At 70.6% G+C, this 23,970-nt stretch carries 23 protein-coding genes; 12 read left to right on the top strand and 11 right to left on the bottom strand.

Features of this window, described 5'->3' with window-relative positions; all coding sequences use genetic code 11:
• Window positions 1-49 precede the first annotated feature (49 nt).
• Both IF78_RS0102680 and IF78_RS0102675 read left to right on the top strand, forming a co-directional pair.
• Window positions 50-1,408: a nicotinate phosphoribosyltransferase gene (locus tag IF78_RS0102680; protein WP_031478347.1), complete on the top strand. Its 1,359-nt coding sequence runs from the start codon at window positions 50-52 to the stop codon at window positions 1,406-1,408.
• Window positions 1,409-1,544: 136 nt separating this feature from the next.
• Entirely contained in the window at window positions 1,545-2,135 is a 591-nt protein-coding gene (locus IF78_RS0102675) for an isochorismatase family protein (RefSeq protein WP_031478345.1), read from the top strand.
• A gap of 102 nt (window positions 2,136-2,237) precedes the next feature.
• On the opposite strand, the gene IF78_RS0102670 is transcribed toward IF78_RS0102675, so the two are convergent.
• Window positions 2,238-2,582, bottom strand: coding sequence for a hypothetical protein (locus IF78_RS0102670; RefSeq protein WP_031478343.1), 345 nt, complete (start codon window positions 2,580-2,582; stop codon window positions 2,238-2,240).
• A gap of 158 nt (window positions 2,583-2,740) precedes the next feature.
• On the bottom strand, window positions 2,741-5,089 hold the full coding sequence (locus IF78_RS0102665; RefSeq protein ID WP_031478342.1) for an immune inhibitor A domain-containing protein: 2,349 nt from the start codon (window positions 5,087-5,089) through the stop codon (window positions 2,741-2,743).
• 392 nt (window positions 5,090-5,481) lie between these two features.
• On the opposite strand from IF78_RS0102665, the gene IF78_RS0102660 reads away from it, so the two are divergent.
• A complete protein-coding gene (locus IF78_RS0102660) occupies window positions 5,482-5,736 on the top strand; it encodes a hypothetical protein (protein WP_031478341.1) in 255 nt (84 codons plus the stop codon).
• Between the two features lie 28 nt (window positions 5,737-5,764).
• Here the strand turns inward: IF78_RS0102660 and IF78_RS0102655 are convergent, their stop codons facing one another.
• On the bottom strand, window positions 5,765-6,412 hold the full coding sequence (locus tag IF78_RS0102655) for an RDD family protein (RefSeq protein WP_031478339.1): 648 nt from the start codon (window positions 6,410-6,412) through the stop codon (window positions 5,765-5,767).
• Window positions 6,413-6,565: 153 nt separating this feature from the next.
• Window positions 6,566-8,176, bottom strand: coding sequence for an RDD family protein (locus IF78_RS0102650; protein WP_031478337.1), 1,611 nt, complete (start codon window positions 8,174-8,176; stop codon window positions 6,566-6,568).
• A 274-nt stretch (window positions 8,177-8,450) separates the two neighbouring features.
• Here IF78_RS0102650 and IF78_RS0102645 point away from each other — a divergent pair, with 274 nt between their 5' ends.
• Window positions 8,451-8,864, top strand: coding sequence for an SsgA family sporulation/cell division regulator (locus IF78_RS0102645; RefSeq protein WP_031478336.1), 414 nt, complete (start codon window positions 8,451-8,453; stop codon window positions 8,862-8,864).
• A gap of 23 nt (window positions 8,865-8,887) precedes the next feature.
• On the opposite strand, the gene IF78_RS0102640 is transcribed toward IF78_RS0102645, so the two are convergent.
• Window positions 8,888-10,294, bottom strand: a complete 1,407-nt coding sequence (locus tag IF78_RS0102640; protein ID WP_031478335.1) for an FAD-binding oxidoreductase — start codon at window positions 10,292-10,294, stop codon at window positions 8,888-8,890.
• Between the two features lie 103 nt (window positions 10,295-10,397).
• On the opposite strand from IF78_RS0102640, the gene IF78_RS0102635 reads away from it, so the two are divergent.
• On the top strand, window positions 10,398-11,837 hold the full coding sequence (locus tag IF78_RS0102635; RefSeq protein WP_037639504.1) for a tetratricopeptide repeat protein: 1,440 nt from the start codon (window positions 10,398-10,400) through the stop codon (window positions 11,835-11,837).
• Window positions 11,838-11,981: 144 nt separating this feature from the next.
• Here the strand turns inward: IF78_RS0102635 and hppD are convergent, their stop codons facing one another.
• Complete coding sequence (hppD, locus tag IF78_RS0102630; protein ID WP_031478332.1) at window positions 11,982-13,127, bottom strand: 4-hydroxyphenylpyruvate dioxygenase; 1,146 nt, start codon at window positions 13,125-13,127, stop codon at window positions 11,982-11,984.
• Between the two features lie 128 nt (window positions 13,128-13,255).
• Here hppD and IF78_RS0102625 point away from each other — a divergent pair, with 128 nt between their 5' ends.
• From IF78_RS0102625 to IF78_RS0102595, 7 genes are read left to right on the top strand one after another with little or no spacing between them, the layout of a single operon-like run.
• Complete coding sequence (locus tag IF78_RS0102625) at window positions 13,256-13,738, top strand: Lrp/AsnC family transcriptional regulator (RefSeq protein ID WP_031478330.1); 483 nt, start codon at window positions 13,256-13,258, stop codon at window positions 13,736-13,738.
• A 22-nt stretch (window positions 13,739-13,760) separates the two neighbouring features.
• Complete coding sequence (locus IF78_RS0102620) at window positions 13,761-14,408, top strand: ABC transporter permease (protein ID WP_031478328.1); 648 nt, start codon at window positions 13,761-13,763, stop codon at window positions 14,406-14,408.
• Window positions 14,401-15,651: a betaine/proline/choline family ABC transporter ATP-binding protein gene (locus IF78_RS0102615; protein WP_031478325.1), complete on the top strand. Its 1,251-nt coding sequence runs from the start codon at window positions 14,401-14,403 to the stop codon at window positions 15,649-15,651. Before IF78_RS0102620 ends, IF78_RS0102615 begins: the two co-directional genes overlap by 8 nt.
• Entirely contained in the window at window positions 15,648-16,493 is an 846-nt protein-coding gene (locus tag IF78_RS0102610) for an ABC transporter permease (RefSeq protein ID WP_051827469.1), read from the top strand. The genes IF78_RS0102615 and IF78_RS0102610 overlap by 4 nt, the downstream gene beginning before the upstream one ends.
• Entirely contained in the window at window positions 16,490-17,449 is a 960-nt protein-coding gene (locus IF78_RS0102605; RefSeq protein WP_031478323.1) for a glycine betaine ABC transporter substrate-binding protein, read from the top strand. Before IF78_RS0102610 ends, IF78_RS0102605 begins: the two co-directional genes overlap by 4 nt.
• A gap of 55 nt (window positions 17,450-17,504) precedes the next feature.
• On the top strand, window positions 17,505-18,089 hold the full coding sequence (locus tag IF78_RS0102600; RefSeq protein WP_031478321.1) for an ArsR/SmtB family transcription factor: 585 nt from the start codon (window positions 17,505-17,507) through the stop codon (window positions 18,087-18,089).
• 13 nt (window positions 18,090-18,102) lie between these two features.
• Window positions 18,103-18,288, top strand: coding sequence for a hypothetical protein (locus IF78_RS0102595; RefSeq protein WP_031478320.1), 186 nt, complete (start codon window positions 18,103-18,105; stop codon window positions 18,286-18,288).
• Here the strand turns inward: IF78_RS0102595 and IF78_RS0102590 are convergent.
• The 5 genes from IF78_RS0102590 to IF78_RS0102570 form a co-directional block, all read right to left on the bottom strand.
• The gene (locus IF78_RS0102590; RefSeq protein ID WP_031478318.1) at window positions 18,285-19,076 is read right to left on the bottom strand and encodes a YlbL family protein; all 792 of its coding nucleotides are present in this window, start codon (window positions 19,074-19,076) and stop codon (window positions 18,285-18,287) included. The genes IF78_RS0102595 and IF78_RS0102590 overlap by 4 nt on opposite strands.
• A gap of 88 nt (window positions 19,077-19,164) precedes the next feature.
• Window positions 19,165-20,274, bottom strand: a complete 1,110-nt coding sequence (gene menC / locus IF78_RS0102585; RefSeq protein WP_031478316.1) for an o-succinylbenzoate synthase — start codon at window positions 20,272-20,274, stop codon at window positions 19,165-19,167.
• Entirely contained in the window at window positions 20,271-21,044 is a 774-nt protein-coding gene (locus IF78_RS0102580; protein WP_031478314.1) for a chorismate synthase, read from the bottom strand. The genes menC and IF78_RS0102580 overlap by 4 nt, the downstream gene beginning before the upstream one ends.
• Before the next feature lie 65 nt (window positions 21,045-21,109).
• A complete protein-coding gene (locus IF78_RS0102575) occupies window positions 21,110-21,751 on the bottom strand; it encodes an IclR family transcriptional regulator (RefSeq protein WP_031478313.1) in 642 nt (213 codons plus the stop codon).
• A gap of 417 nt (window positions 21,752-22,168) precedes the next feature.
• Window positions 22,169-23,962, bottom strand: a complete 1,794-nt coding sequence (locus tag IF78_RS0102570) for a DEAD/DEAH box helicase (RefSeq protein WP_031478311.1) — start codon at window positions 23,960-23,962, stop codon at window positions 22,169-22,171.
• Between the last annotated feature and the right edge of the window lie 8 nt (window positions 23,963-23,970).

Here is a 23,970-nt window from a genome sequence, read left to right as displayed (position 1 = left end):
CTCGGGAGTAAATCGTCAAACTGACGAAATGGGGGTACGATCTCCAGTCATGAACACAGCGGACCTTGGGCTGCCGGTGGACGTTCCCTCGACGGCGCTCTTCACGGACCAGTACGAGCTGACGATGCTGCAGGCCGCCCTGAAGGCGGGCACCGCCGAGCGGCGGAGCGTGTTCGAGGTCTTCACGCGGCGGCTGCCGAACGGACGCCGGTACGGCGTGGTCGCGGGCACCGGCCGGGTGCTGGACGCCGTGGAGAACTTCCGCTTCGACTCGGGCGTCCTCGGCTTCCTGCGCGAGCGGAGGATCGTCGACGAGGAGACCCTTCAGTGGCTCGCCGGCTACCGCTTCTCCGGCGACGTCTGGGGCTACCCCGAGGGCGAGGTCTACTTCCCGGGCTCGCCGATCATGCGGGTCGAGGGCACCTTCGCCGAGTGCGTGCTGCTGGAGACGGTGGTCCTCTCCATCCTCAACCACGACTCCGCGATCGCCGCGGCCGCCTCCCGCATGTCGGCGGCCGCCGGGGAGCGCCCCCTCATCGAGATGGGCGCCCGGCGCACCCACGAGCTGGCCGCGGTGGCCGCCTCCAGGGCCGCGTACGTCGGCGGCTTCACCTCCACCTCCGACCTGGCCGCCGGCTTCCGTTACGGCATCCCCACGGTCGGCACCAGCGCCCACGCCTTCACCCTCCTGCACGACCGCGAGCGGGACGCCTTCCAGGCCCAGGTGGACACCATGGGCCGCGGCACCACGCTGCTCGTGGACACCTACGACGTCGCCGAGGCGGTCCGTACGGCCGTGGAGGTCGCCGGGCCCGAGCTGGGCGCCGTCCGGATCGACTCGGGCGACCTGCTGCTGGTCGCGCACCGGGTCCGCCAGCAGCTGGACGAGCTGGGCGCCACCGGCACGAGGATCATCGTGACCTCCGACCTGGACGAGTACGCCATCGCCTCGCTGGCGGCGGCCCCGGTGGACGCGTACGGCGTCGGCACCCAGCTGGTGACCGGGTCCGGGCATCCGACCTGCTCGATGGTCTACAAGCTGGTCGCCCGCGCCGAGTCCGCCGACCCGCAGGCCCCGCTGGTGCCGGTGGCGAAGAAGTCCAGCGGCGGCAAGACCTCCATCGGCGGCCGCAAGTGGGCGGCGCGGCGCCTCGACGAGTACGGCGTCGCGGAGGCCGAGGTCGTCGGCACGGGGGCGGTTCCGGCGGAGCTCGCCGAACGGCAGCTGCTGGTCGAGCTGATCAAGGGCGGTGACGTGGTGGCCCGTGAGCCGCTGGACGTCGTACGGGACCGGCATGAGGCCGCCCGGGCGAAGCTGCCGATGTCCGCGACACAGCTCTCGCGCGGGGAACCGGTCATTCCGACGGAGTATGTCAACGGGCGCTCGGGGAGCCGGACGGGGTCGTGAAGCGAGTGCGCCCGGCGCGCTCACTCCATGCCCCCTCCCGCACCGTGCTCGAAGTCTCTAGGCTCGGAAGTTCACGGCCGGGCCCGCACGCTTTCACCGTCCCGACCTCAGCGTCCATAACCGAAGGACACCGACCATGCGCCGCGCCTTGATCGTCGTAGACGTGCAGAACGACTTCTGCGAGGGGGGCAGCCTCGCGGTGGCCGGCGGTGCCGATGTGGCCGCCGCCGTCACCGAGCTGATCGGGCAGGCGGCCGGCTCCGGCTACCAGCACGTCGTAGCCACCCGCGACCACCACATCGCCCCCGGCGGCCACTTCTCCACCAACCCCGACTTCGCCCACTCCTGGCCCGCGCACTGCGTCGCCGGCACGGAGGGCGTCGGCTTCCACCCGAACTTCGCCCCGGCGGTCGCCTCGGGCGCGATCGACGCCGTGTTCGACAAGGGGGCGTACGCGGCGGCGTACAGCGGGTTCGAGGGGGCCGACGAGAACGGGGTGAAGCTGGCCGACTGGCTGCGGGCCCGGCAGGTCTCGGAGGTGGACGTGGTGGGCATCGCCACGGACCACTGTGTGCGAGCCACTGCCGTGGATGCCGTGCGGGAAGGCTTCCGTACGCAGGTGCTGCTGGACCTGACCGCGGGGGTGGCCACGGAGACCACCGAGCGGGCGCTGGAGGAGATGCGGGACGCCGGGGTCGAGCTGGCCGGGAAGCCGGTCGTGGCGTAGCGCTCCGCGGGGTGCCGCGATTGACCGTCGGCGGCTGCGACGCCGTCGTGGCTGGCCGCGCCCGCGCGGCGGAGCCGCATATCGATACGGCCCCGCGCCCCTTTACGGCGTTGCCGCCGGCCTCCTCAGCAGCGCTCTGATCGGATGCCAAAGCTCCTGCGCCAGCTCCGGTCCCGCGACGACACCGTTGTCGGGTGCCGTACGCCATATCAGGCCGTCCGGGTGGTGCAGGACCGCCGTGATCTCGTCCGGGGTCGGCGGGGCGGCGTTGCCCCGCAGGTAGACGGCGCGCATGCCCAGGTTGCGGAGCCTGGTCAGGGCTCGGGCGCGGTTCTGGGCGTGGACGAGGACACGGACGCAGCCCGTGCCGTCGGCGGTGGGTCTGGGCAGGTTCAGCGCCACCACCACGCTGCCGGTCGGCAGCTTGCAGAAACCTCCTGCGGCCATGCGGTCACACCCCCGTGCGAGTCGGTGTCAGGGTCGGGGCCGGTGCCTTGGCCGGCACCGGTGTCAATAACGGAAGCACAGGGTGCACCTAAACACGACCGGCGGCAACCCCGCCAGGGGGCTGCCGCCGATACTGCTCTGACCTGCGAAAACGAGAATTACTTCACCGCGGGAGCAACCTCGACCGTGATCGTGGAGCCGTTCGAGGCCTCCTTGATGATCTTGATCTTGGTGTTGGTGTCAGTGATCTTGACACCCGCCGCCGGGGTCGCCGCGTCGTAGTACGTGTTGGTGTGGTCGTTGAAGACCGGCACCCCCGCACGCGACGGGATCCTCATCGCGACGTCCGCGTTGTGCAGCGTCATGCCGTCCGTGCGATACCGGCTGAACGGCGCGTCGTAGGACTGGATGCGGTTGCGCATCAGCGTGCCGTCGGCCCACTTCAGCGGGGTCGGGTGGGAGTCGACCGGCAGGACCAGGCCCACACCGGGGTGCTTGCTGGTGTTGTTGTCGGCCTGGGAGGTGTCCCACTTCCAGATCAACAGGCCGTTCTGGTACGCGTAGTGCTCCACCCAGTCCGGACGGGTCCCCGAGAAGCCGAAGTTGTACGGGCCGGTCTTCAAGACCTTGTCGTACGAGACGTACTGGCGGTTCTCGGCGATGTAGTACTGCGCGTAGTCGTCCGTGATGGACGCGCCGATGCGCTTGAAGCCCTTCGTCGCCCAAGCGGCGTCCGCGCTCTCGGCGTTGTCGGAGAACAGGGCCGTGCCGTCGGCGGTCACGGTGATCTGGTCGGCCGCGAAGCCCTTCTGGGCCACGCCGCCGTCGGTCTGGTAGCGGAAGCGCAGGTCGATCTTCTTGCCGGCGTAGGCGTCGAGCGGGAAGACCAGCTTCTTGTACGCGTCCACCGTGCCGGTCAGCGCGGGCTTGCCGCTGGCGTCCTTCGGCAGGGCCGCGCCGTCGACGGTGCCGTCGACCGCGGTCCAGTTGGCGCCGCCGTCGGTGGAGACCTCGGTGTAGAGGTAGTCGTACTCGGCCTCGATGTCGTACCAGCCGTCGAGGGTGAGCGACGCCTTGGACTTGCCGGTGAGGTCCACGGAACGGGTCAGCGTGTTGGCGAGGTTGTCGCCGCTGCCGCTCCACCACTGGTTCGCGCCCTGGGCCGGGACCACGATCTCGGTGGTGACCTTCTTCTTGGGCAGCTCGACCACGAGGGCCTGCTTGTGCCGGGTGTTGTACTCGGCGACGCCCAGCTTGTGCTCGGACACCGTCGCGGCCTTGGCCCGGTCGTAGTTCAGCCAGCCCAGCTGGAGCTTGTCCCAGGCGGTCATGTCGCCGGGCAGGTCACCGATCTCACCCTTGCCGGTGCCGAGCCAGGAACCGGAGGACATCAGGGTCCAGAAGCCGGTGGAGTTCTCGCCGCCCGCGGTGTCGTAGTGGTCCGGCAGACCGAGGTCGTGGCCGTACTCGTGGGCGAAGACGCCGAGGCCGCCGTTCTCCGGCTGGACGGTGTAGTCGCCGACCCAGATGCCGGTGGAGCCGATCTGGGCGCCGCCCATCTTGTTGTTCGCGGGGCCGGTGGCGCCGGCGTCGGTGCCGAACGCGTACCAGCGGTGCGCCCAGATGGCGTCGGTGCCCTGCGCGCCGCCGCCCGCGGACTCGTCCTCACCGGCGTGCACGACCTGGAAGTGGTCGATGTAGCCGTCGGCCTCGTTGAAGTCGCCGTCGCCGTCGAAGTCGTTGCGGTCCCACTGGTCGAACCGCGTGACGTCGGCCTTGATCTCGGCGTCGGTCTTCCCAGCCGCCTTCTGCTGGGAGACCCACGCGTTCAGACCGTCGCTGACGATGTTCCAGACGCTGGAGCAGTTGGTCTGGCCGCAGGCGTTGTTGCCGTACCGGGCCTCGTTGTACGGGACCTTGACCCAGTCGGTGACCTCGCCCTCGACCGAGTAGCGGCCCGAGGACTGCTTCTCGTAGTACTTCTTCAGCGACTCGGTCTTGCTGCCGGTGCCGAAGTAGAGGTCCTGGTAGTGCTTGCGGTTGTAGTCCGCCTGCCAGGCCGTGGAGTTGTCCTTGGCGCGGTCGGGCTCGGCTATCTGGTTGTGGGCCGGGCCGGCCGTGCCGCCGAACTCGCTGATCTGGTCACCGAACTCGACCAGGATCGTGAATATCTTGTCGGTCTTCTCGCGGCCCAGCTCGACGTACTTGCTGTCGCCCTTCTTGCTCTTGAGCTGGACGACCTGCGAGCCGTCGCGCTCCTGCACCTTGGCCTTGCCGGATATGACCTGGTTCAGGGCTTCTTCACGCTGGGCCTCCCGGGTCTTGGTCAGGGGGCCTTCCAGGTCGTGGTCGACGTGAGTGTGCTCCGCCGGGTCGTGCCGCTCCACGGCCGGCGCCGGCTCGCCTTCGTCGGCCTGAGCCACCGCGAAGGTCGAGAACGTCGCCGCTGCCGTCGCGAGCGCGACGGTTGTTGCCGCCGCTCTGAACGTCCAGGGTCTACTGGTCACTTGCTTCCTCCCCCGCGTTTGGGCGCGCGGAATGAAGGGTCCTGGTCATGGAGGGTCCGCGCGCGCCTGATCAACGCGTGTAGTCAAGTGACGACATTTGACTAGAGGTTAACCAGAAAAAACAGACCTTGACTTGAACAGGTCAAGTGCACTATGCGGAGTCAATGTTCATTTAACGGACAACCACTCTCCCCCAACGGGCGCGTGCTCCCGTCCACTTGGTGGACGGTATGAACCAGTGCGCCCCCCATGCTCCGGCACTGTTGGTTAGGTCACGCTTACGGTTTGTTCCCCTCGGGCATGCACGCGGTTAGAGTCGGATGGCGGAACGCCCGGACGTCGGCGGAAAGCCAGGCCGAAGCCCCCCGTGCACCCCCGAATCCGAGGACACGATGATCATGCCTCGTCCGACTGCCGCACAGCTCGCCTACGGCTCGTGCACCGTGATCTTCTCGACGCTCGCCATGCTGCTGCTGTCCCAGACGAGTTCGGGCGTGGGGATCGCGGTCATCGCCGTCGCGGCGCTCCTGCTCGGGCTGCTGGTCGCCATGACGGTGCCCATGCCGAAGAAGTCCCGCGTGGTGACGGTGCGCAAGCCCGCCGTGGACCGGGAACAGACCGAGGAACCCGTGCTGACCCAGTCCTGACGCACCTGTTGCGCGGTCCCGGCGTGCGTCAGCCGCTGGTGCTGACCACCACCGTCTTCGCCGACTTGTCGTGCAGGCCCTGCTTGTAGGGCTTGTCGAAGAAGCTCCAGCCGCCGCAGATCGCGGTCCAGAAACAGGCGCAGCAGAACGCGAACGGGATCCACAGCACCGCTGCCCGGGTCAGCGAGGCCTGCACGGACGGTGTGGCGCCGTTGTCGAGGTTGGCCACCCGCATGTTGAGCAGCTTCTTGCCGAGCGTCTGCCCCGTCCTGGCGGTCAGGACGGTGTCGTAGCCCATGAAGAGCACGGCGGCGACCACCGACTGCACGACGGACTTGCCGTACTCCACCTCGTCGGTGTTCATGTCGTACTCGGTGACGCCGAATCCCCATGTGAGCAGCCAGACGACGACGCCCACGAGGATCATGTCGATGATGCGCGCCAGCGTGCGCTTGCCGCTGTCGGCGAGCGGCGGCATCCCGGCGAGCGGGTCGGTGGGATAACCGCCGCCGCCGTACGGATCACCGCCACCGCCGTAGGGCGGCGGTGGCTGGCTGCCGTACGGCGGCTGATCGCCGTACGGCGAACCCGAGCCCCCGGGCGGCGGGGGCTGCTTCCTGAACGGGTCGTCTTCCGGGGGCGGCTGACCGGAGCCGGGAGGCGGTTCACTGCTCATGGCCCGAGTCGACCGCGAACCCCGCGGCATCGCATCCGGCACGGGGCCGTCCGGAGTACGGAATCGTCCGGGCCGTTCGCCTCATGGGCCGACCCCACGACAGGCGTAGGACGGACGTACGGCAGCCCCCCGGGATGCCGTCCGGCCGACGGCTCAGCCGGCGACGAACGTGCGTGCCGCCTTGTCGTGCAGGCACTGGTGCCAGGGCCGGTCGAACAGGCACCACGCCACGCCGACCACGCCGATGACGAGCAGGTTGGGGATGGTGAAGACGAGCCAGCGGCGCAGGGCCGCGCCGAACTCCGGGGGCTCGTGGGCCTCGATGTCCCGCACCTCCAGGCCGAGCAGCTTCTTGCCCAGCGTGCGGCCCCACTTGGCGGTGGGCAGGACCTCGTAGACGAGCCCGACCAGCAGCAGGACGGCCAGGATGATGCCCAGGTACACCGACGTCGTGCCGTCCAGCAGCCACACGGTGACCGTCTCGCCGGAGAGCCTGGCCTCGTCGATCTTCCCGTTGACATGGTCGATCGCCTTGATGCCGAACGGCACGGCGGCGGCCGAGGTGACGGCGGCCACCACGAAGTTGTCCAGCATCCGGGCCGCCAGCCGCTTGCCGAGGTTCGCGGGCCGGGCGGAGGCCTGACGCCGCGCGGCGGCCTGGAAGAGGTCCTCGACCGGGGGCTTCCAGGGGGCGACCGGCTGGTCGTCACCCGCGAGCCGGTGGACCTGCTGGGCCCAGGACGACTGGCCGCCACCGGGCCCGGCCGTCATGGGCGCCTGGGACGCGGCGGCCACGGGCTGCCGGCCGCCCTGCTGGGGGACGCCCGGGGAGGCCTGCTGCGGGCCCGCGGGACCCGTCGCGGGGGCGGCCGCCCCCGCGGTGCCGGCAGAGGCCTGAGCGCCCGCCTGAGCCTGCGCCTCGGCCCCCGCGGCACGCTCGGCGGCGGCCTTCCCGGCGCCGAAGCCGGGGCCCTGCGGGGCGCCGGCCGCCGGGGGGCGGTCCGCGTCCGGACGCGCGGCGCCCGGGCCGGCGGACGCGCCCGTGCTCCCGGCCTGCGCCCCGGCCGCCCCGCCCTGCTGCCCCGTGCGCGGGGACAGCGCGCGGATGGCCATGGTGCCGTCGACGGGCGCGGGGCCCGCGGGGTTCGGGATGTGCGGAGTGGCCTGCCCGGACGTGCCGGCGGACGGTGCTCCCGCGGCCCCCGCGACGGGCCGGCGGATCATGAACGTGTCGCCGGAGGCGAGGCTTGCGGAATCCGTGTCCGGCCCGGCGGGCGGGTTCCCCGCCGTGCCGTCCGTACGGGCGGCGTGGCCCTCCGGCCGGGCGGCCGCCGCGCGCGGGTCGGCGCCCTGCGGGGCGCCCCAGGAGACGCGGTGGTCCTGGTCGCCGCCGAAGCCGGACTGGCGCGAGGGGTCGGCGCCCCAGGCGGACGCCGGCTCGGGACGGTTGCCGTGCGGGCCGCCGTCCGATGCGGGTTCCTGGGCCGGCTCCTCGTCGAAGAAGTGCGGGCCCGTCTCCTCGACCGAGGCGGCCGGGGCGGCAGGCGTGTCCGGGGTGGCAGGGGTGACCGCGGCGGCCGCGGGCCGGTCCGGCTGCGTGCCCGGCGGCGGGGCGAGCGTTTCGCCGTCCGTCGGTGCCGGACGGCTGGTGCCCGGCACCCAGGAGGCGCCGTTCCAGTACCGGACATATCCAGGAATGGACGGGTCCGGGTAATACCCTTCGCGGGGCCTGTCGTCACCGGGGGCCGGGGTTGGGGCGCTCATGTCCGTCGTCCGGTATCTGCTCGAGGGTCTATTGGGGGCCTCCACATCTATCAGACGCACGCAACAAGCACCGCCGGTCCCGCAGGACCCACCCCTTTCCGGGCAACCTCGTACACGTACTTCACAAGGAACGGAACGCCGCGAAAGCAGGTGCGGGAACAGGCCCGGAAAAAATCTTCGCGAACCCGCGTAATGATCCGTCCCCCTATGCCCTCTCCACTCGTACGGGCCCGCCCCAGGGCCCGCACACGACACGGGAGAGGACATCCACGCCATGCACTGCACCGTCATCGAGCGCGAACTGGAGCTGAGGCTCGTCCTGTCGCCGGAGCGCGGTGTCGCCGTGCCGGCTCGGCTGAGCTATCACAGCGACGATCCGTACGCCGTGCACATCACGTTCCACATCAACTCCGAGCACCCCGTGTACTGGACCTTCTCCCGCGACCTGCTCGTCGAGGGCGTGTTCCGGCCGTGCGGGCACGGGGACGTGCGGGTGTGGCCGACGAAGGTCGAGGGGCGCAGCGTCGTGCTGATGGCGCTGAGTTCGCCGGACGGGGACGCGCTGCTGGAGGCACCGGCGGCCCCGGTGTCGGCCTGGCTGGAGCGGACGTTGCGGATGGTGCCCCCGGGGACCGAGGGCGAGCAGCTGGGGATCGACGACGCGCTCGACCAGTTGCTCGCCCAGTGAGCCGTACGGGACGGAAGGCCGGGTCAGAACAGCTTGCCCGGGTTGAGAATGCCCAGCGGGTCGAAGACCTGCTTGATCCCCCGCTGCATCTCGATCCCGACCGGGCCGATCTCGCGCGCCAGCCACTCCTTCTTCAGCACGCCCACGCCGTGCTCGCCGGTGATCGTGCCGCCGAGTTCCAGGCCGAGGGCCATGATCTCGTCGAAGGACTCGCGGGCGCGCCGGGACTCGTCGGGGTCGGTCGCGTCGAAGCACACGGTCGGGTGGGTGTTGCCGTCGCCGGCGTGGGCGACGACGCCGATGGTGAGCTGGTGCTTCTCGGCGATCCGCTCGACGCCCTCGATGAGGTCGCCGAGCCGGGACCGGGGCACGCACACGTCGTCGATCATCGTCACGCCGCGCACCGCCTCCAGCGCGGTCAGGGACAACCGCCGTGCCTGGAGGAGGAGTTCGGACTCGGCCGCGTCGTCCGCCGGGACCACCTGGGTGGCGCCGGCCGTCTCGCACAGCGCGCCCACGGCGGCGAGGTCGGAAGCGGGGTCCGGGGTGTCGAAGGCGGCCAGGAGGAGGGCCTCGGTCGTCTCCGGCAGTCCCATGTTCGCCATGTCGTTGACGGCCTTGACCGTCGTACGGTCCATCAGTTCGAGCAGTGACGGGACGTGCCCGCCGGCCATGATCCGGCACACCGCGTCGCAGGCTTCGGCCGCGGACGCGAACTCGGCGGCCAGGACCAGTTGCCGCGGCGGCTGCGGCTTGAGCGCCAGGACGGCCCGTACGACGATGCCGAGCGAGCCCTCGGAGCCGACGAAGAGGCGCGTCATGTCGTATCCGGCGACGCCCTTGGCGGTACGGCGGCCGGTGGACATCAGGCGTCCGTCGGCGAGGACGACGTCGAGGCCGAGGACGTACTCGGCCGTCACCCCGTACTTCACACAGCACAGGCCGCCGGAGGCGGTGCCGATGTTGCCGCCGATCGTGCACATCTCCCAGCTGGACGGGTCCGGCGGGTAGTACAGGCCCAGTTCGGTCACCGCGCGGGACAGGGCCGCGTTGATCACGCCGGGTTCGACGACCGCGATCCGGTCGACCGGGTTGATCTCCAGGATGCGGTCCATCCTGGTCAGGGACAGCACGATGCAGCCGTCGGAGGCGTTGGCGCCGCCCGACAGGCCCGTGCGGGCGCCCTGCGGCACGACCGGGACGCGCAGTTCGGTGGCGGTGCGCATGACGTGCTGGACCTCTTCGACGGTGCGCGGCAGCACGACCACGGCGGGGGCGCCGGCCGGGCAGAAGCTCGCCATGTCGTTGGCGTAGGAGGCGGTGACGTCGGGGTCGGTCAGGACGGCCTCGGCGGGCAGGCCCGCGAGCAGCCGCTCGGTGAGGTCACCCCGGGCCTGGTCGGGTGCGGCTTCGATACGGCTCATGATCACAGCGTGACACCCGGGGCCATCGGTGTGAACCCCGTGTACGGCAGCCGCAGTAAGGCGGGTGTGGTCGTCGTATTGACGCCGCCTTTCACGCACAGTGAGCGCCATGGAGAACGACGCCTCGCGCAACGAACAGGGCACGCCGGACCGCCGCCCGCGCGTCCGGCGACGCGTGCTGATCGCCTCGGTGGCGGGGTGTGCCGTGCTCGGCGGTCTGCTGACGCTGCTGCCGTGGGGGTCGGGCGGGGGGCGGGCGCCCGCGTCGGCGCCGGGGTCGCAGGCGCTCACCGCGGTCACGACGGGGGTGCCGGCCGCGCTGCCCGATCTGGCGGTGCTGATCGACGAACACGAGGCCCACCTGCGGACGCATCCCCGGGACGCGAAGGCGTGGGCGGTGCTGGGGGCGGCGTATGTGGAACTGGGGCGGCGGACCGCGGAGCCGGAGAACTACCCGAAGGCGGAGAAGGCGTTGCGTGCGTCGCTGAGGGTGCGGTCGAGGAACGCCGCGGCGCTGGACGGGATGGCGGCGCTGGCGAACGCGCGGCGCGACTTCCTGGCGGCGCGGACCTGGGGCGAGGCGGCGCTGAAGACGGACCGCAAGCGGTGGACGACGTATCCGCAGCTGATCGACGCGTACACGGGACTGGGTGCCCACAAGGCGGCCAAGCGCACCCTGGACCGGCTCCTCGCGCTGAACTCCGGTCCGGCGGTGCAGGCGTGGGCGGCGGCCGTCTACCGGGACCGGGGCCGGCGGGAGGACGCGGCGGCCGCGCTGTCCGACGCGGCGGCCGCGGCGCAAACCCCCGCCGAGCGGGCGGCGTACCTCGAACGTGCCGGGCAACTCGCCTGGGAGCGCGGCGACTTGGACGTCGCCCTGCGGTACTTCCAGGAAGCCGTACGCCTCGACCCCGACCAGCGGGCCGCGCTCGCCGGGCAGGGGCGGACGCTGGCGGCGCTGGGCCGCACGACGGAGGCGCTGAACGCGTACCGGGTGGCGCTCGCCAAGCAGCCGCGTCCCGAGTACGCCCTGGAACTGGGCGAGTTGTACGAGTCGCTGGGGCTGGGGCAGGCGGCACGGGTGCAGTACGACCTGCTGCGGGAGCGGGTGGCGCGGGCCTCGGCCGCCGGGGTCGACGACGAGCTCGTCCTGGGCCTCTTCGAGGCCGACCACGGCGACGCGGAGTCCGCCGTACGCCGCCTGCGGGCCGAGTGGCGCCGCCAGCCGGGCACCGCGGTGGCCGACGCGCTGGGCTGGGCGCTGCACCGGGCCGGCAAGGACGAGGAGGCCCTGAAATTCGCCAGGGCGGCGACCGACCGGGAGCGTGGGGGGAAGGTGCGCAACGCGCTGTACGTGTACCACCGGGGCATGATCGAGCGGGAGTTGGGGATGGTGTGGCCCGCGCGCCGCCATCTGCAGGAGGCGCTGCGGATCAATCCGCATTTCTCGCCGGTGCGGGCGCCGGTGGCCGAGGCGGTGTTGCGCGGGCTGGGGGAGCCGCCGGCGGTGGACGTGCCGAAGACGGATGGCAGGACCGGGCGGGAGTGAGCGCTACAGCACCGCCGTACCGATCAGCGCGTTGCGTGTCACCGCCCCGCCAGTTTCTCCTCACCCATCCCCTCCGTGAGCCGCGTGCGGGCGCCCCCGTGGCGCCCGCACGCTTTCTACGAATTCACAGGTCGCGCACCAGCCTCAGAGGTTGCCGCGCTTCGCCTGCTCCCGCTCGATCGCCTCGAACAGCGCCTTGAAGTTGCCCTTGCCGAAGCCCATCGAGCCGTGCCGCTCGATGAGTTCGAAGAACACGGTCGGACGGTCCTGGACCGGCTTGGTGAAGATCTGCAGCAGGTAGCCGTCCTCGTCGCGGTCGGCGAGGATCTTCAGCTCGCGCAGGGTCTCGACGGGCACGCGGGTGTCGCCGACCCACTCGCCGAGGGTGTCGTAGTACGAGTCCGGGGTGTCGAGGAACTGGACGCCGGCCGCGCGCATGGTGCGGACCGTGGCCACGATGTCGTTGGTGTTCAGCGCGATGTGCTGGACGCCGGCGCCGCCGTAGAACTCCAGGTACTCGTCGATCTGGGACTTCTTCTTGGCGATGGCGGGCTCGTTGATCGGGAATTTGACCTTCAGGGTCCCGTCCGCGACGACCTTCGACATCAGCGCGCTGTACTCGGTCGCGATGTCGTCGCCCACGAACTCCTTCATGTTCGTGAAGCCCATGACCTTGTTGTAGAAGCCGACCCATTCGTTCATCCGGCCGAGCTCGACGTTGCCGACGCAGTGGTCGATGGCCTGGAAGGTGCGCTGGGCGGGCGGTTCGACCATCGGCGCAGCGGCGACATAGCCAGGCAGGTAGGGGCCCTCGTAGCCGGTGCGCTCGACGAGGGTGTGGCGGGTCTCGCCGTACGTCGCGATGGCGGCCAGGACGACGGTGCCGTGCTCGTCCTTCAGCTCGTACGGCTCGGCCACCGAGCGGGCGCCGTGTTCCAGGGCGTAGGCGTACGCGCGCCGGGCGTCCGGGACCTCGATGGCGAGGTCGATGACGCCGTCGCCGTGCTCGGCCACGTGCTGGGCGAGGAAGTGGCCCCAGGTGGTGACGGGCTTGATCACCGAGGTGAGGACGAACCGGGCGGAGCCGTTCTCCAGCACGTAGCTCGCGGTCTCGCGGCTGCCGTTCTCCGGTCCGGAGTAGGCGACCAGCCGCATGCCGAAGGCGGTGGAGTAGTAGTGCGCCGCCTGCTTGGCGTTGCCCACGGCGAAGACGACCGCGTCCATTCCCTTGACCGGGAAGGGGTCGGCCTGCCGGGCGGTGTCGGGAGTGTGGTGTGTGGTCTGCGTCATAGGCGCAGCCTCACTCCGATGCGGCAAGGTGCGCAATAGTTGGCTCTTTCGCTGGGCAATATGTTCAGTGAAGTGTCCGTTTCTGCGGGCTGTCTGTACAGGATGACCACCCCACCAGGGAGGCTGCTGTGGCGATCGATCATCTGGACGGGCGGATCATCGTGCTGCTGGCGCGCGAGCCGCGGATCGGGGTGCTGGAGATGTCCCGGCGGCTGGGGGTGGCCCGGGGGACGGTGCAGGCGCGGCTGGACCGGCTTCAGTCGAACGGAGTCATCCGGGGATTCGGCCCGGAGGTGGACCCGGCGGCCCTCGGGTATCCGGTCACCGCCTTCGCCACGCTGCAGATCCGGCAGGGGCAAGGGGCCGACGTACGGGCGCACTTGGCGACCGTGCCGGAGGTGCTGGAACTGCACACGACCACCGGGACCGGGGACATGATGTGCCGTCTCGTGGCGCGTTCCAACGCCGATCTCCAGCGTGTGATCGACCGGGTTGTCGGTTTCGATGGAATCGTCCGGGCCTCCACCGCCATCGTGATGGAGAACCCCGTTCCGCTGCGGATCATCCCGCTGGTGGAGCAGGCGGCCGAGGACAGGGAGAGGACGACCTAGCCGACCCGGGGTTGGTGCGCTTGTGAACTTCTGGGAGTACCTGGGCAACCGTCACCAGCAGCTGCTCGCCGACGCCTACCAACATGCCGGCGCCGTCTTCCAGTGCATGGTCGTGGCGACCCTGCTCGGGGTGCTGATCGGTGTCTCCACCTATCAGAGCGGGTGGGCCGGCAATCTCGCCACCCTGTCGACGTCGACCATTCTGACCATTCCGTCGCTCGCCATGATCGGTCTGCTCATCCCGGTCGTGGGCCTCGGCGTACCGCCCACGGTGATCGCGCTGACGCTGTACGGGCTGCTGCCGATCGTGCGCAACGCGATCGTCGGCCTGCGCGGGGTCGACCCGTCGCTGGTGGACGCGGCCCGGGGCATCGGGATGTCCCGCCTGGTCCGGCTGCTGAGGGTGGAGCTGCCGCTGGCCTGGCCGCCGATCCTGACCGGCATCCGGGTCTCGACGCAGATGCTGATGGGCATCGCGGCGATCGCGGCGTACGCCTCCGGACCCGGCCTCGGCAATGTGATCTTCCGCGGCCTCGCCTCGCTGGGCAGCGCGAACGCGCTCAACCAGGTGCTCGCGGGCACGCTCGGGATCATCGTCCTGGCGCTGCTGTTCGACGCGGCGTACGTCCTGCTCGGACGGCTGACCATTCCCAGGGGGATCCGTGTCTGAGACAAGCCATGAGGACGGCGATCACGGCGCCTCCATCGAGCTGGAGAACCTGACCAAGCGGTATCCCGGCAATCCGCAGCCGGCCGTGGACAACGTGAGCATGGAGATCAAGGCGGGCGAGGTGGTCATCTTCGTCGGACCGTCGGGCTGCGGGAAGTCGACCACGCTCAAGATGATCAACCGGCTGATCGAGCCGACCGGTGGCCGCATCCGCATCGGCGGCGAGGACGTCACCGACATCGACCCGGTGAAGCTGCGCCGCAAGGTCGGCTACGCGATCCAGTCCGCCGGGCTCTTCCCGCACATGACGGTCGCGCAGAACATCGCACTCGTACCGAAGATGATCGGCTGGCCGAAGCCGCGGATCCGCTCCCGGGTGGAGGAGCTGCTCGACCTGGTCGGCCTCGACCCGGGCGAGTTCCACGGCCGCTATCCGCGCCAGCTCTCCGGCGGTCAGCAGCAACGGGTGGGGGTGGCGCGGGCGTTGGCGGCGGATCCCCCGGTCCTGCTGATGGACGAGCCGTTCGGGGCGGTCGACCCGATCACCCGCGATCATCTCCAGGACGAGTTGATCAGACTCCAGCACGAGCTGCACAAGACGATCGTCTTCGTCACGCACGACTTCGACGAGGCGATCAAGCTCGGTGACCGTATCGCCGTGTTGCGCGAGCGGTCGCACATCGCGCAGTTCGACACCCCGGAAGCGATCCTGACCAACCCGGCGGACGACTTCGTCTCGGGGTTCGTCGGGGCCGGTGCGGCGCTGAAGCGGCTGAACCTGACCCGGGTACGGGATGTGGAGATCACCGACTATCCGACGGCCGGCGTCGACGACCCGCTCCAGGAGATCTTCAACCGGCTGCGGGCGAGCGGGACGAACGAGGTCCTGCTGCTCGACCGGCGCCGGCGGCCGTACAAGTGGCTCAGGCGCGGCGACATGATGCGGGCCAAGGGTTCGCTGGCGCGGGCGGGCACGCTCGTGCACGACACGGTGACCCGGGACGCGACCCTGCGGGACGCGCTGGAGGCGGTGCTGACGGACAGCGCGGGCCGGGTGGCGGTGACCGGGCGGCGCGGCGAGTACACGGGCGTCGTCGACATGGAGACGCTCATGAACTCCGTGCACGAGCTGCTGGAGGCCGACCGGCTGGAGGCGCTGGAGGCCCAGCACGAGCTGGAGGTCGCCCGGTCCGACCGCACGCACGCCGAGCAGGAGGGCGAGGGAGGGGGGCGGAAGGCGTGAGCGCTCCCGAGGCTCCCGACCTGGAGGAGACGGCGGAGGGGACGCAGGAGGGTACGGCGCAGGAGGGTATGGAGCAGGAGACCGCACCCGCTCCGGTGAAGCCCCCTGCCCGCAGGGTGAGCCCGCAGAAGCTGACCTTCGTGCCGGCCTTCCTGGTCGCCATGCTGCTCGCCACCTGGCTGTGGTTCCAGCAGGCCGACCTCGACTCGGTCTCCGAGAACGCGTTGTCGAACGGGCAGGTCTCCCAGGCGCTGTGGGAGCACATCGAACTCACGGCGATCTCCACGTTCTTCGTGCTGATCATCGCGATCCCGCTGGGCATCCTGCTCACCAGGCGGGCGTTCCGGAAGTTCACCCCCGTGGCCATGGCGATCGCCAACATGGGCCAGGCGACCCCGGCGATCGGTCTCCTCGCCCTGCTGGTGATCTGGCTGGGCATCGGCCGCCGGGCCGCCCTGATCGGCATGATCGCCTACGCCGTCCTGCCCGTACTGTCCAACACCATCGCCGGCCTCAAGGCGAACGACCCGACCCTGCTGGAGGCCGCGCGCGGCATCGGCATGTCCCCGACGGGGGCGCTGACGCGGGTGGAGCTGCCGCTGGCGGTCCCGCTGATCCTTGCGGGCGTCCGTACGGCCCTGGTCCTGAACGTCGGTACGGCGACCCTGGCGGTCTTCGGCGGGGGCGGCGGCCTGGGCGTGCTGATCACGGCCGGCATCACCAACCAGCGGATGCCGGTGCTGGTGCTGGGCTCGATCCTCACGGTCGCCCTCGCCCTGCTGGTGGACTGGCTGGCGTCGCTGGCCGAACTGCTGCTGCGGCCGCGGGGGTTGGAGACATGAGGCGGGGTGCGGCCCTGCTGGCCGCGGGGCTGCTGGTGGCGGCCTCGGGGTGCGGCCTGACGAGCGGCTCCCCGATGGTCGACGACGTACGGCCCGGCACGATCGGACGGGGCGAGCCCCTGAAGGGCGCCGAACTGACGGTGACGTCGAAGTCGTTCACCGAGCAGCTCATCCTCGGCGCGATCATGGGCATCGCGTTCGAGGCGGCCGGCGCGGAGGTGCTCGACCGCACCGGCATCCAGGGGTCCATCGGCAGCCGCGAGGCGGTCCGCAAGGGCGACGCGGACGCCGGGTACGAGTACACGGGCACGGCCTGGATCACGTACCTGGGGCACAGCGATCCCATCACCGACCCGCACGAGCAGTGGGAGGCGGTGCGCAAGGAGGACGCGAAGAACGGCCTGACCTGGCTTCCGCCGTCCGCGCTGGACAACACCTACGCCCTGGCGATGAACCAGGAGAACCACAGGAAGTACCGCACGAACGACCTCTCCGAGGTCGCCGCCCTGTCCAAGTCCGACCCCGCCGCGGTGACGCTGTGCGTGGAGGTCGAGTTCGCCAACCGGGCGGACGGGCTGCCGGGCATGCAGAAGGCGTACGGCATGAACGTGCCGACCAGGAACATCACCCAGATGGACACCGGGATCATCTACACGCAGGTCGCGAAGGGGAGTTGCACCTACGGCGAGGTCTTCACGACGGACGGACGCATCAAGTCCATGAACCTCGTGGTCATGAACGACGACAAGCACTTCTTCCCCAACTACAACGCCGCCCCGGTGATCAACACCAAGACGCTGGAGAAGTGGCCGGCCATCCGCGAGGTCCTCGACCCGATCACCAGGAAGCTGAACAACACGGTGGCGCAGGACCTGAACGCGAAGGTGGATGTGGACGGGGAGGATCCGCATCAGGTGGCGTTGGACTGGATGAAGGGGGAAGGGTTCGTGGAGTAGGAGGCTTACAAAGAACTTGTTGCAAAGGATTCTTTGCAACGCTATCTTTGCATGCATGACGGAGCCCGACCAGCCCAAGGTTCACGACCTCGACGCCCGTTCCCTTCGCGGGCTCGCCCATCCCCTGCGCATGCGGTTGCTCGACGCCCTGCGCTTCGGCGGACCGGCCACCGCCTCCCAGCTCGCCGAGAAACTGGGCGAGTCCAGCGGAGCCACCAGCTATCACCTACGGCAGCTCGCGGCGCACGGCTTTGTCGAGGACGACCCCGAGCGGGGCAAGGGGCGGGAGCGCTGGTGGAAGGCGGCGGTGCAGGGGCTGCGGTTCGACGACGCCCTCCTACGCGATCCCAGTCCTGATGTGCGCGGGGCCGCCGACCTGTATCTGCACGAGGTCGCCACCGCGCAGACCCAGGAGCTGTCGACCTGGCTCGGCACCCGCGCGGAGTGGTCGGACGCATGGAACCGCAGCACGGACATGAGCAGCTTCACGCTCCGCCTCACTCCGCAGCTCGCCGGCGAACTGGCCCACAAAATGCACGAGTTGGTCGACAGCTACCGCGACCGGACCGACGTCGAGAACCACCCCGAGGCGAGCACCGTTCGCGTCCAGAGCCGCACCTTCCCCATCAGCACGGACTGAAAGGCAGCAGCCGATGCAGCATCCCGAGACCCGCCTCGCCCTGCACCACGCCCGCGCCGCCGAGCTCCGCGCCCAGGCCTCGGCCCACCGCCTCACCGAACAGGCCAGGCAGCCGTACGACATCCGAACCCGCCTCGGCTGGACCCTCATAGAAGTGGGCCTGCGCCTCACCGCCCCGAGGCCGGTGTTCAATCCCTAGCAGCTCGGGACGGAGCCCTTCCCGCTCTCCAGCGCCTCCAGCGCGCTCACCGCGCCCTTGAGCGTGGTCACCGGGATCAGTCGCAGTCCCTTCGGCAGTTCCGCCTTCGCGTCCGAGCATTCCGCCTCGGGGACCAGGAAGACCGTCGCCCCGTCCCGCTTGGCCGCCTGGGTCTTCAGGGACACCCCGCCGACCGCGCCGACCTTGCCGGCGGCGTCGATCGTGCCCGTGCCGGCGATGGTGCGGCCGCCGGTGAGGTCGCCGCCCTCGCCGTCGCCGTTCAGCTTGTCGATGATCCCCAGGGAGAAGAGCAGACCGGCACTGGGGCCGCCCACATCCGCGAGCTTCAGGGTGACCTTGATGTTCTTGCCGGTCAGGTCCAGGTGGTTCAGCGCGGCCTGCGTCGCGTCGTCCTGGGACTCCTTCATCTGCTCGGTGTTGTACTGCTCGATCTCCCGGGTGCTGCGGCCGCTCGGATAGACCGAGTCGCGCGGCATGACCGCCTTGTCCGTACGGAACCAGGCGTCGATCACATCGCCGAGCCGCACGTCCGTGTCCGGGGAGGTGGCCTCGATGGTCGTCATGCGCAGCTCGCCGCTGGTGTCCCGGGTCGGCGCACCGGAGATCGTGATCACCGGCTCCCCCTTGTTCTCGCCGAGCACATCGGCCGTCAGCCCGGGCTGCGTCAGCGAGAACGGCAGCGGCGCGAAGGCCGCCGTGGCGAGCAGGGCCACGACCGGCAGGGCGCAGACGGCGACGGCCCGGGGGCGCGTGAGACGAGAGAACACGGGATCAATCTAACGTGACGGTGAGTTCCGGCCAGGCGCAGGTCGGAGCTGCCAAGGCTGCCCCACCAAGGTCACGTACGAGACCTGGTCAGGTCACGTGGAGGTCTCGCCGCTCCTTCGTGAAGCGGCGCAGCACCTCCGGCAGCGGCTCCACCCCGATCCCCGGCGACCGCGGGACCGGAAGGTGGCCGTCCACCAGCACGAACGGCTCGGTGATGTCCTCGGCGAAGTAGCGGCTGGACGCCGAGGTGTCCCCGGGCAGCGTGAAACCGGGCAGGGCGGCGAGTGCCAGGTTCGCGGCCCGGCCGATGCCGGTCTCCAGCATGCCCCCGCACCACACCGGCACCCCGTGGGCGTGCGCCACGTCATGTACCCGCCGGGCCTCCAGGTATCCCCCGACCCGCGCCGGCTTCACGTTCACCACCCGGCAGGCGTCCATCGCGATCGCGGACGCGGTGTCGCGGGCGTTGTGCAGGGACTCGTCGAGGCAGACGGGGGTCGCGAGGCGCTGCTGCAGGCGGGCGTGGGCGTACAGGTTGTTCTCCGCGAGCGGCTCCTCGATCAGTAGCAGCCCGAACTCGTCCAGCCGCCGCAGATGCTCGGCGTCCGCGAGCGTGTACGCCGTGTTGGCGTCGACCTGGAGCGGCAGGTCCGGCCCGAAGCGGTCGCGCACGGCCCGTACGGGTTCCAGGTCCCGGCCGGGCTCGATCTTCAGCTTGATCCGGACGTAGCCCTCGGCGAGATACCGCTCCACGTCGTTCAGCAGCTCGCCGACGCTTTCCCTGATCCCCACCGACACCCCGGCCGGCACCCGCTCCCGCACCGCCCCGAGATACGTGGCCAGCGGCATCCCGTACGACCGCAGCTCCGCGTCGAGGACGGCCGTCTCCAGCGCCGCCTTCGCCAGCTCGTGCCCCTTGATCTTCTCCGTCGCCGGGGCGAGGTAGGCCGTAGCGAGCACAGGGAGCGCGGCGATCCGCGGCACCAAGAGGTCCCGCAGCACGATCTCCGCGCCGGCCACGAACTCGGAGCAGTACAGCGGCTCGGGGTCGCCGGCGAACTCCGACCAGCCCTCGGCCGAGTCGGTGACGACGTGCAGCAGGAAGGTGTCCTTCGTCGTCATCGTGCCGAAGGAGGTACGGAAGGGGGTGACCAGCGGAATCGCGACGTGCACGATCTCGACGCGTTCGAGCTTCATGCGGAGGCCTCCCGGCGGGTGAGCGTGTACCAGCCGTCCCGGGACATGCCCGTCGCCGTGAACCCGTCGGCGAAGGCCTTGGTGAAGACGTCCCGTACGGCCCGCCGCCAGGCCAGCGCCGGCGCGGGATCGGCGGCCCGCAGCGCCACGATGTCGTCGGGGACTCGGCACCAGACGTACCGGCCCCGCGGGTCCCTTCTGGCGAGCGGTCCGCCGTCGGGCGCGGTGTCCGTGGTGGGCGCGGCGTCGCGATCGCGGGTGTCTGCGCTGTCATGGGCGCTCCCGGGCGCGATCAGGTCCCAGGTCACCGCCAGCCGGTCCGTCTCGTCGCCGTCGTTCACGCCGTCCGCCATGGGGCCGTAGAAGTCGACGAGGTACTCGGTGCCCTCGGCGCCCAGCTTGACGAAGTTGAACCGGGCGTTGCGGCCGACCAGCGGGTCGAAGGTCCAGCGCATGGTGCGCGCACCGTGCTCCACCGCCCAGGCCCGCTGCGCCTGCTTGAGGCGCACCCCGAGCCCCTGCTCGGCGGCGGCCAGCAGGGAGTAGATCTCTCTCGCCGCGGGCGGCCCGAACACGGCGACGCAGGCACCGGCGAGCCGTTCCCCGTCGTACGCCGCGTGCACGGCCCCGCCCGCGTGGGCGAGGCTGTGCAGCGTCTCCGGCAGTAACGGCGGCGCCGTGCGGGGTGTCTGCCATACGTCACTGAAGTAGTCGGCGACCGCGGCGAACCCGGCGACGTCGTGGACGGTGCGGATGGTGAGTAAGGTCATGTACCGAGTGTCGGAGCCGGTGCCCGCCCTGCCTAGGGTGCCGCACCGCCACCGGCTCACCCGCGTCAGCGCAACGCGTCCGCGACCTCCCGCGCCGCGTCGACGACCCGCGGCCCCACCCGCTCCGGCACCGCGTCCGCCAGCATCACCACGCCCACGCTGCCCTCGACGCCCGTGACGCCGATCAACGGCGCGGCCGCCCCGCTGGCCCCAGCCTCCAGCTCACCGTGGGTCAGGGTGTACCCGGGCTCCTCCGTCGTCTGCTGCCGGGCGGCGAGGATCGCCCGCCCCGCGGCCCCACGGTCCAAGGGGTGCCGGAACCCCGCCCGGTAGGCCACGTGGTAGTCGGTCCAGGTCGGCTCGACGACGGCGACGGCCAGCGCCTCGGTGCCGTCCACCAGCGTCAGATGGGCCGTCGCACCTATGTCCTCGGCCAGCGAACGCAGCGCCGGCAGCGCGGCCTCGCGGACCAGGGGGTGTACCTGCCGCCCCAGTCGCAGCACCCCGAGCCCCACCCGGGCACGGCCGCCCAGGTCACGGCGTACGAGTGCGTGCTGTTCGAGCGTGGCGAGCAGCCGGTACACGACGGTCCGGTTCACGCCCAGTTTGTTGGAAAGCTCGGTGACGGTCAGCCCGTGGTCCGTATCGGCCAGCAGCTTGAGGACGCGCAGTCCTCGGTCGAGCGTCTGAGAGGTCTCCGCGGTCACGACGCCCACTCCTTAGTGGTGAGGTCGGCAGCCCCCTCGCGGCGGGTGCGTCACGGAGTCCCGTCCAGTGACGCGCTTCAGAGGCCGCCGATCGGCCGGCGGCCCGGCCTGTACCGGACCGCGTCGCTTCACGGCTGCGCTCCGCGGCGGCGCTGCCACGGGGCGTGTGCGTAGGCGGACATTAGCGAAGACGGTTCGCTGAGCGGAAGGCTCCGTCCAGAATCCGGGCAGCGGCGGGTGCGGACGGCTCCGGTTTGCCCTGGAACGTACGGCGCGCGGGGCGCCCCTGAAGGGGCGCGGGGCTGTGTCGATATGCGGCTCCCCCGCGTGGGCGCGCCCAGCCCCCACCGGCCCGCGGCCTTCGCACCACGAGCACCCCCAGAGCAAACCCGGCCCAGGCACAGCGCCCAGCGTCCGTCACCGCATGCGGGTGGCCCACTCCTGCACCTTGGCAATGCGCTGCCGCAACTGCCCCGCCGTCGCCTCCGCACTCGGCGGCCCGCCGCACACGCGCCGCAGCTCGGTGTGGATCACACCGTGCGGCTTGCCGCTCTGATGGACGTACGCGCTGACCATCGTGTTGAGCTGCTTGCGCAGCTCCATCATCTCCTTGTGCGAGACGACGGGCCGCCGCTCGGCAGGCAGTTCCAGGAGGTCGGCCTCGGAGTCCGGCTTCTTGCGGCTGTGTGCGATCTGCCGCGCCTGCCGCTTCTGGAGCAGGAGTTGGACCTGATCGGGCTCCAACAGCCCGGGAATCCCGAGGTAGTCCTGCTCCTCCTCGCTGCCCGGGTGGGCCTGCATGCCGAACTCGGCGCCGTCGTAGAGGACCCGGTCGAAGACGGCGTCGGACTCCAGCGCCTCGAACGGCAGCATGTCCTGTTCGCCGGTGTCCTCGTCCTGCTCCTTGTTCGCCTCCTCCATCTCCTTCTCGGATTCGGCGTACGGGTCCTCCTCGCCCTCCTTCTTCGGCTTGTCGAGGGCGTGGTCGCGCTCGACCTCCATCTCGTTGGCGAAGGTGAGCAGGTCGGGGACGGTCGGCAGGAAGACGGACGCGGTCTCGCCGCGCCGCCGGGACCGTACGAAACGGCCGACGGCCTGGGCGAAGAAGAGGGGTGTGGAGATGGTGGTGGCGTACACCCCGACGGCGAGCCGGGGCACGTCGACGCCCTCGGACACCATCCGGACGGCGACCATCCACCGGTCGTTGTTGTTGCTGAACTCGTCGATACGGCCGGACGCGCCGGCGTCGTCGGAGAGCACGAGGGTCGCCTTGTTGCCCGTGATCTCACGGATCAGCTTGGCGTACGCGCGCGCGGAGTCCTGGTCCGAGGCGATCACGAGCGCACCCGCGTCCGGGATGGCCTTGCGCACCTCGGTCAGCCGCTGGTCGGCGGCGCGCAGCACGCTGGGCATCCACTCGCCCCGCGGATCGAGGGCGGTACGCCAGGCCTGCGAGACGGCGTCCTTGGTCATGGGCTCGCCGAGACGCGCGGCGATCTCGTCCCCCGCCTTGGTCCGCCAGCGCATGTTGCCGCTGTAGGAGAGGAAGATGACGGGCCGCACCACGCCGTCGGAGAGCGCGGAGCCGTAGCCGTAGGTGTAGTCGGCGGCGGACCGCCGGATGCCCGCGTTGTCCTCCTCGTACGTGACGAAGGGGATGGGGTTGGTGTCGGACCGGAAGGGCGTACCGGTGAGGGCGAGCCGGCGCGTGGCGGGCTCGAAGGCCTCCAGGCAGGCCTCGCCCCAGGACTTGGAGTCACCGGCGTGATGGATCTCGTCGAGGATGACGAGGGTCTTGCGCTGCTCGACCCGGTTGCGGTGCAGCATGGGCCGCACGCCGACACCCGCGTACGTCACGGCGACGCCCTGGTAGTCCTTGCCGAGCGGTCCGGCGCTGTACTCGGGGTCCAGCTTGATGCCTATGCGCGCGGCGGCCTCCGCCCACTGCTTCTTCAGGTGCTCGGTCGGCGCGACCACGGTGACCTGCTGCACGACATGGTGGTGCAGCAGCCAGGAGGCGAGGGTGAGCGCGAACGTGGTCTTCCCGGCGCCGGGCGTGGCGACCGCGAGGAAGTCACGCGGCTGCTCCTGGATGTACTTCTCCATCGCCCCCTGCTGCCAGGCACGCAGCTTGCTGGCGGTGCCCCAGGGGGCGCGGCCGGGGAAGGCGGGTGAGAGGTGGTGCGAGGAGGAGGCGGCGGTGGTAGTCACGGTCTCCG

It is taken from the genome of Streptomyces bicolor, assembly GCF_000719285.1.
Taxonomy (GTDB): domain Bacteria; phylum Actinomycetota; class Actinomycetes; order Streptomycetales; family Streptomycetaceae; genus Streptomyces; species Streptomyces bicolor.
Note: the sequence above shows the minus strand (reverse complement) of the source record. Positions and strands in the feature narration are given on the sequence as shown.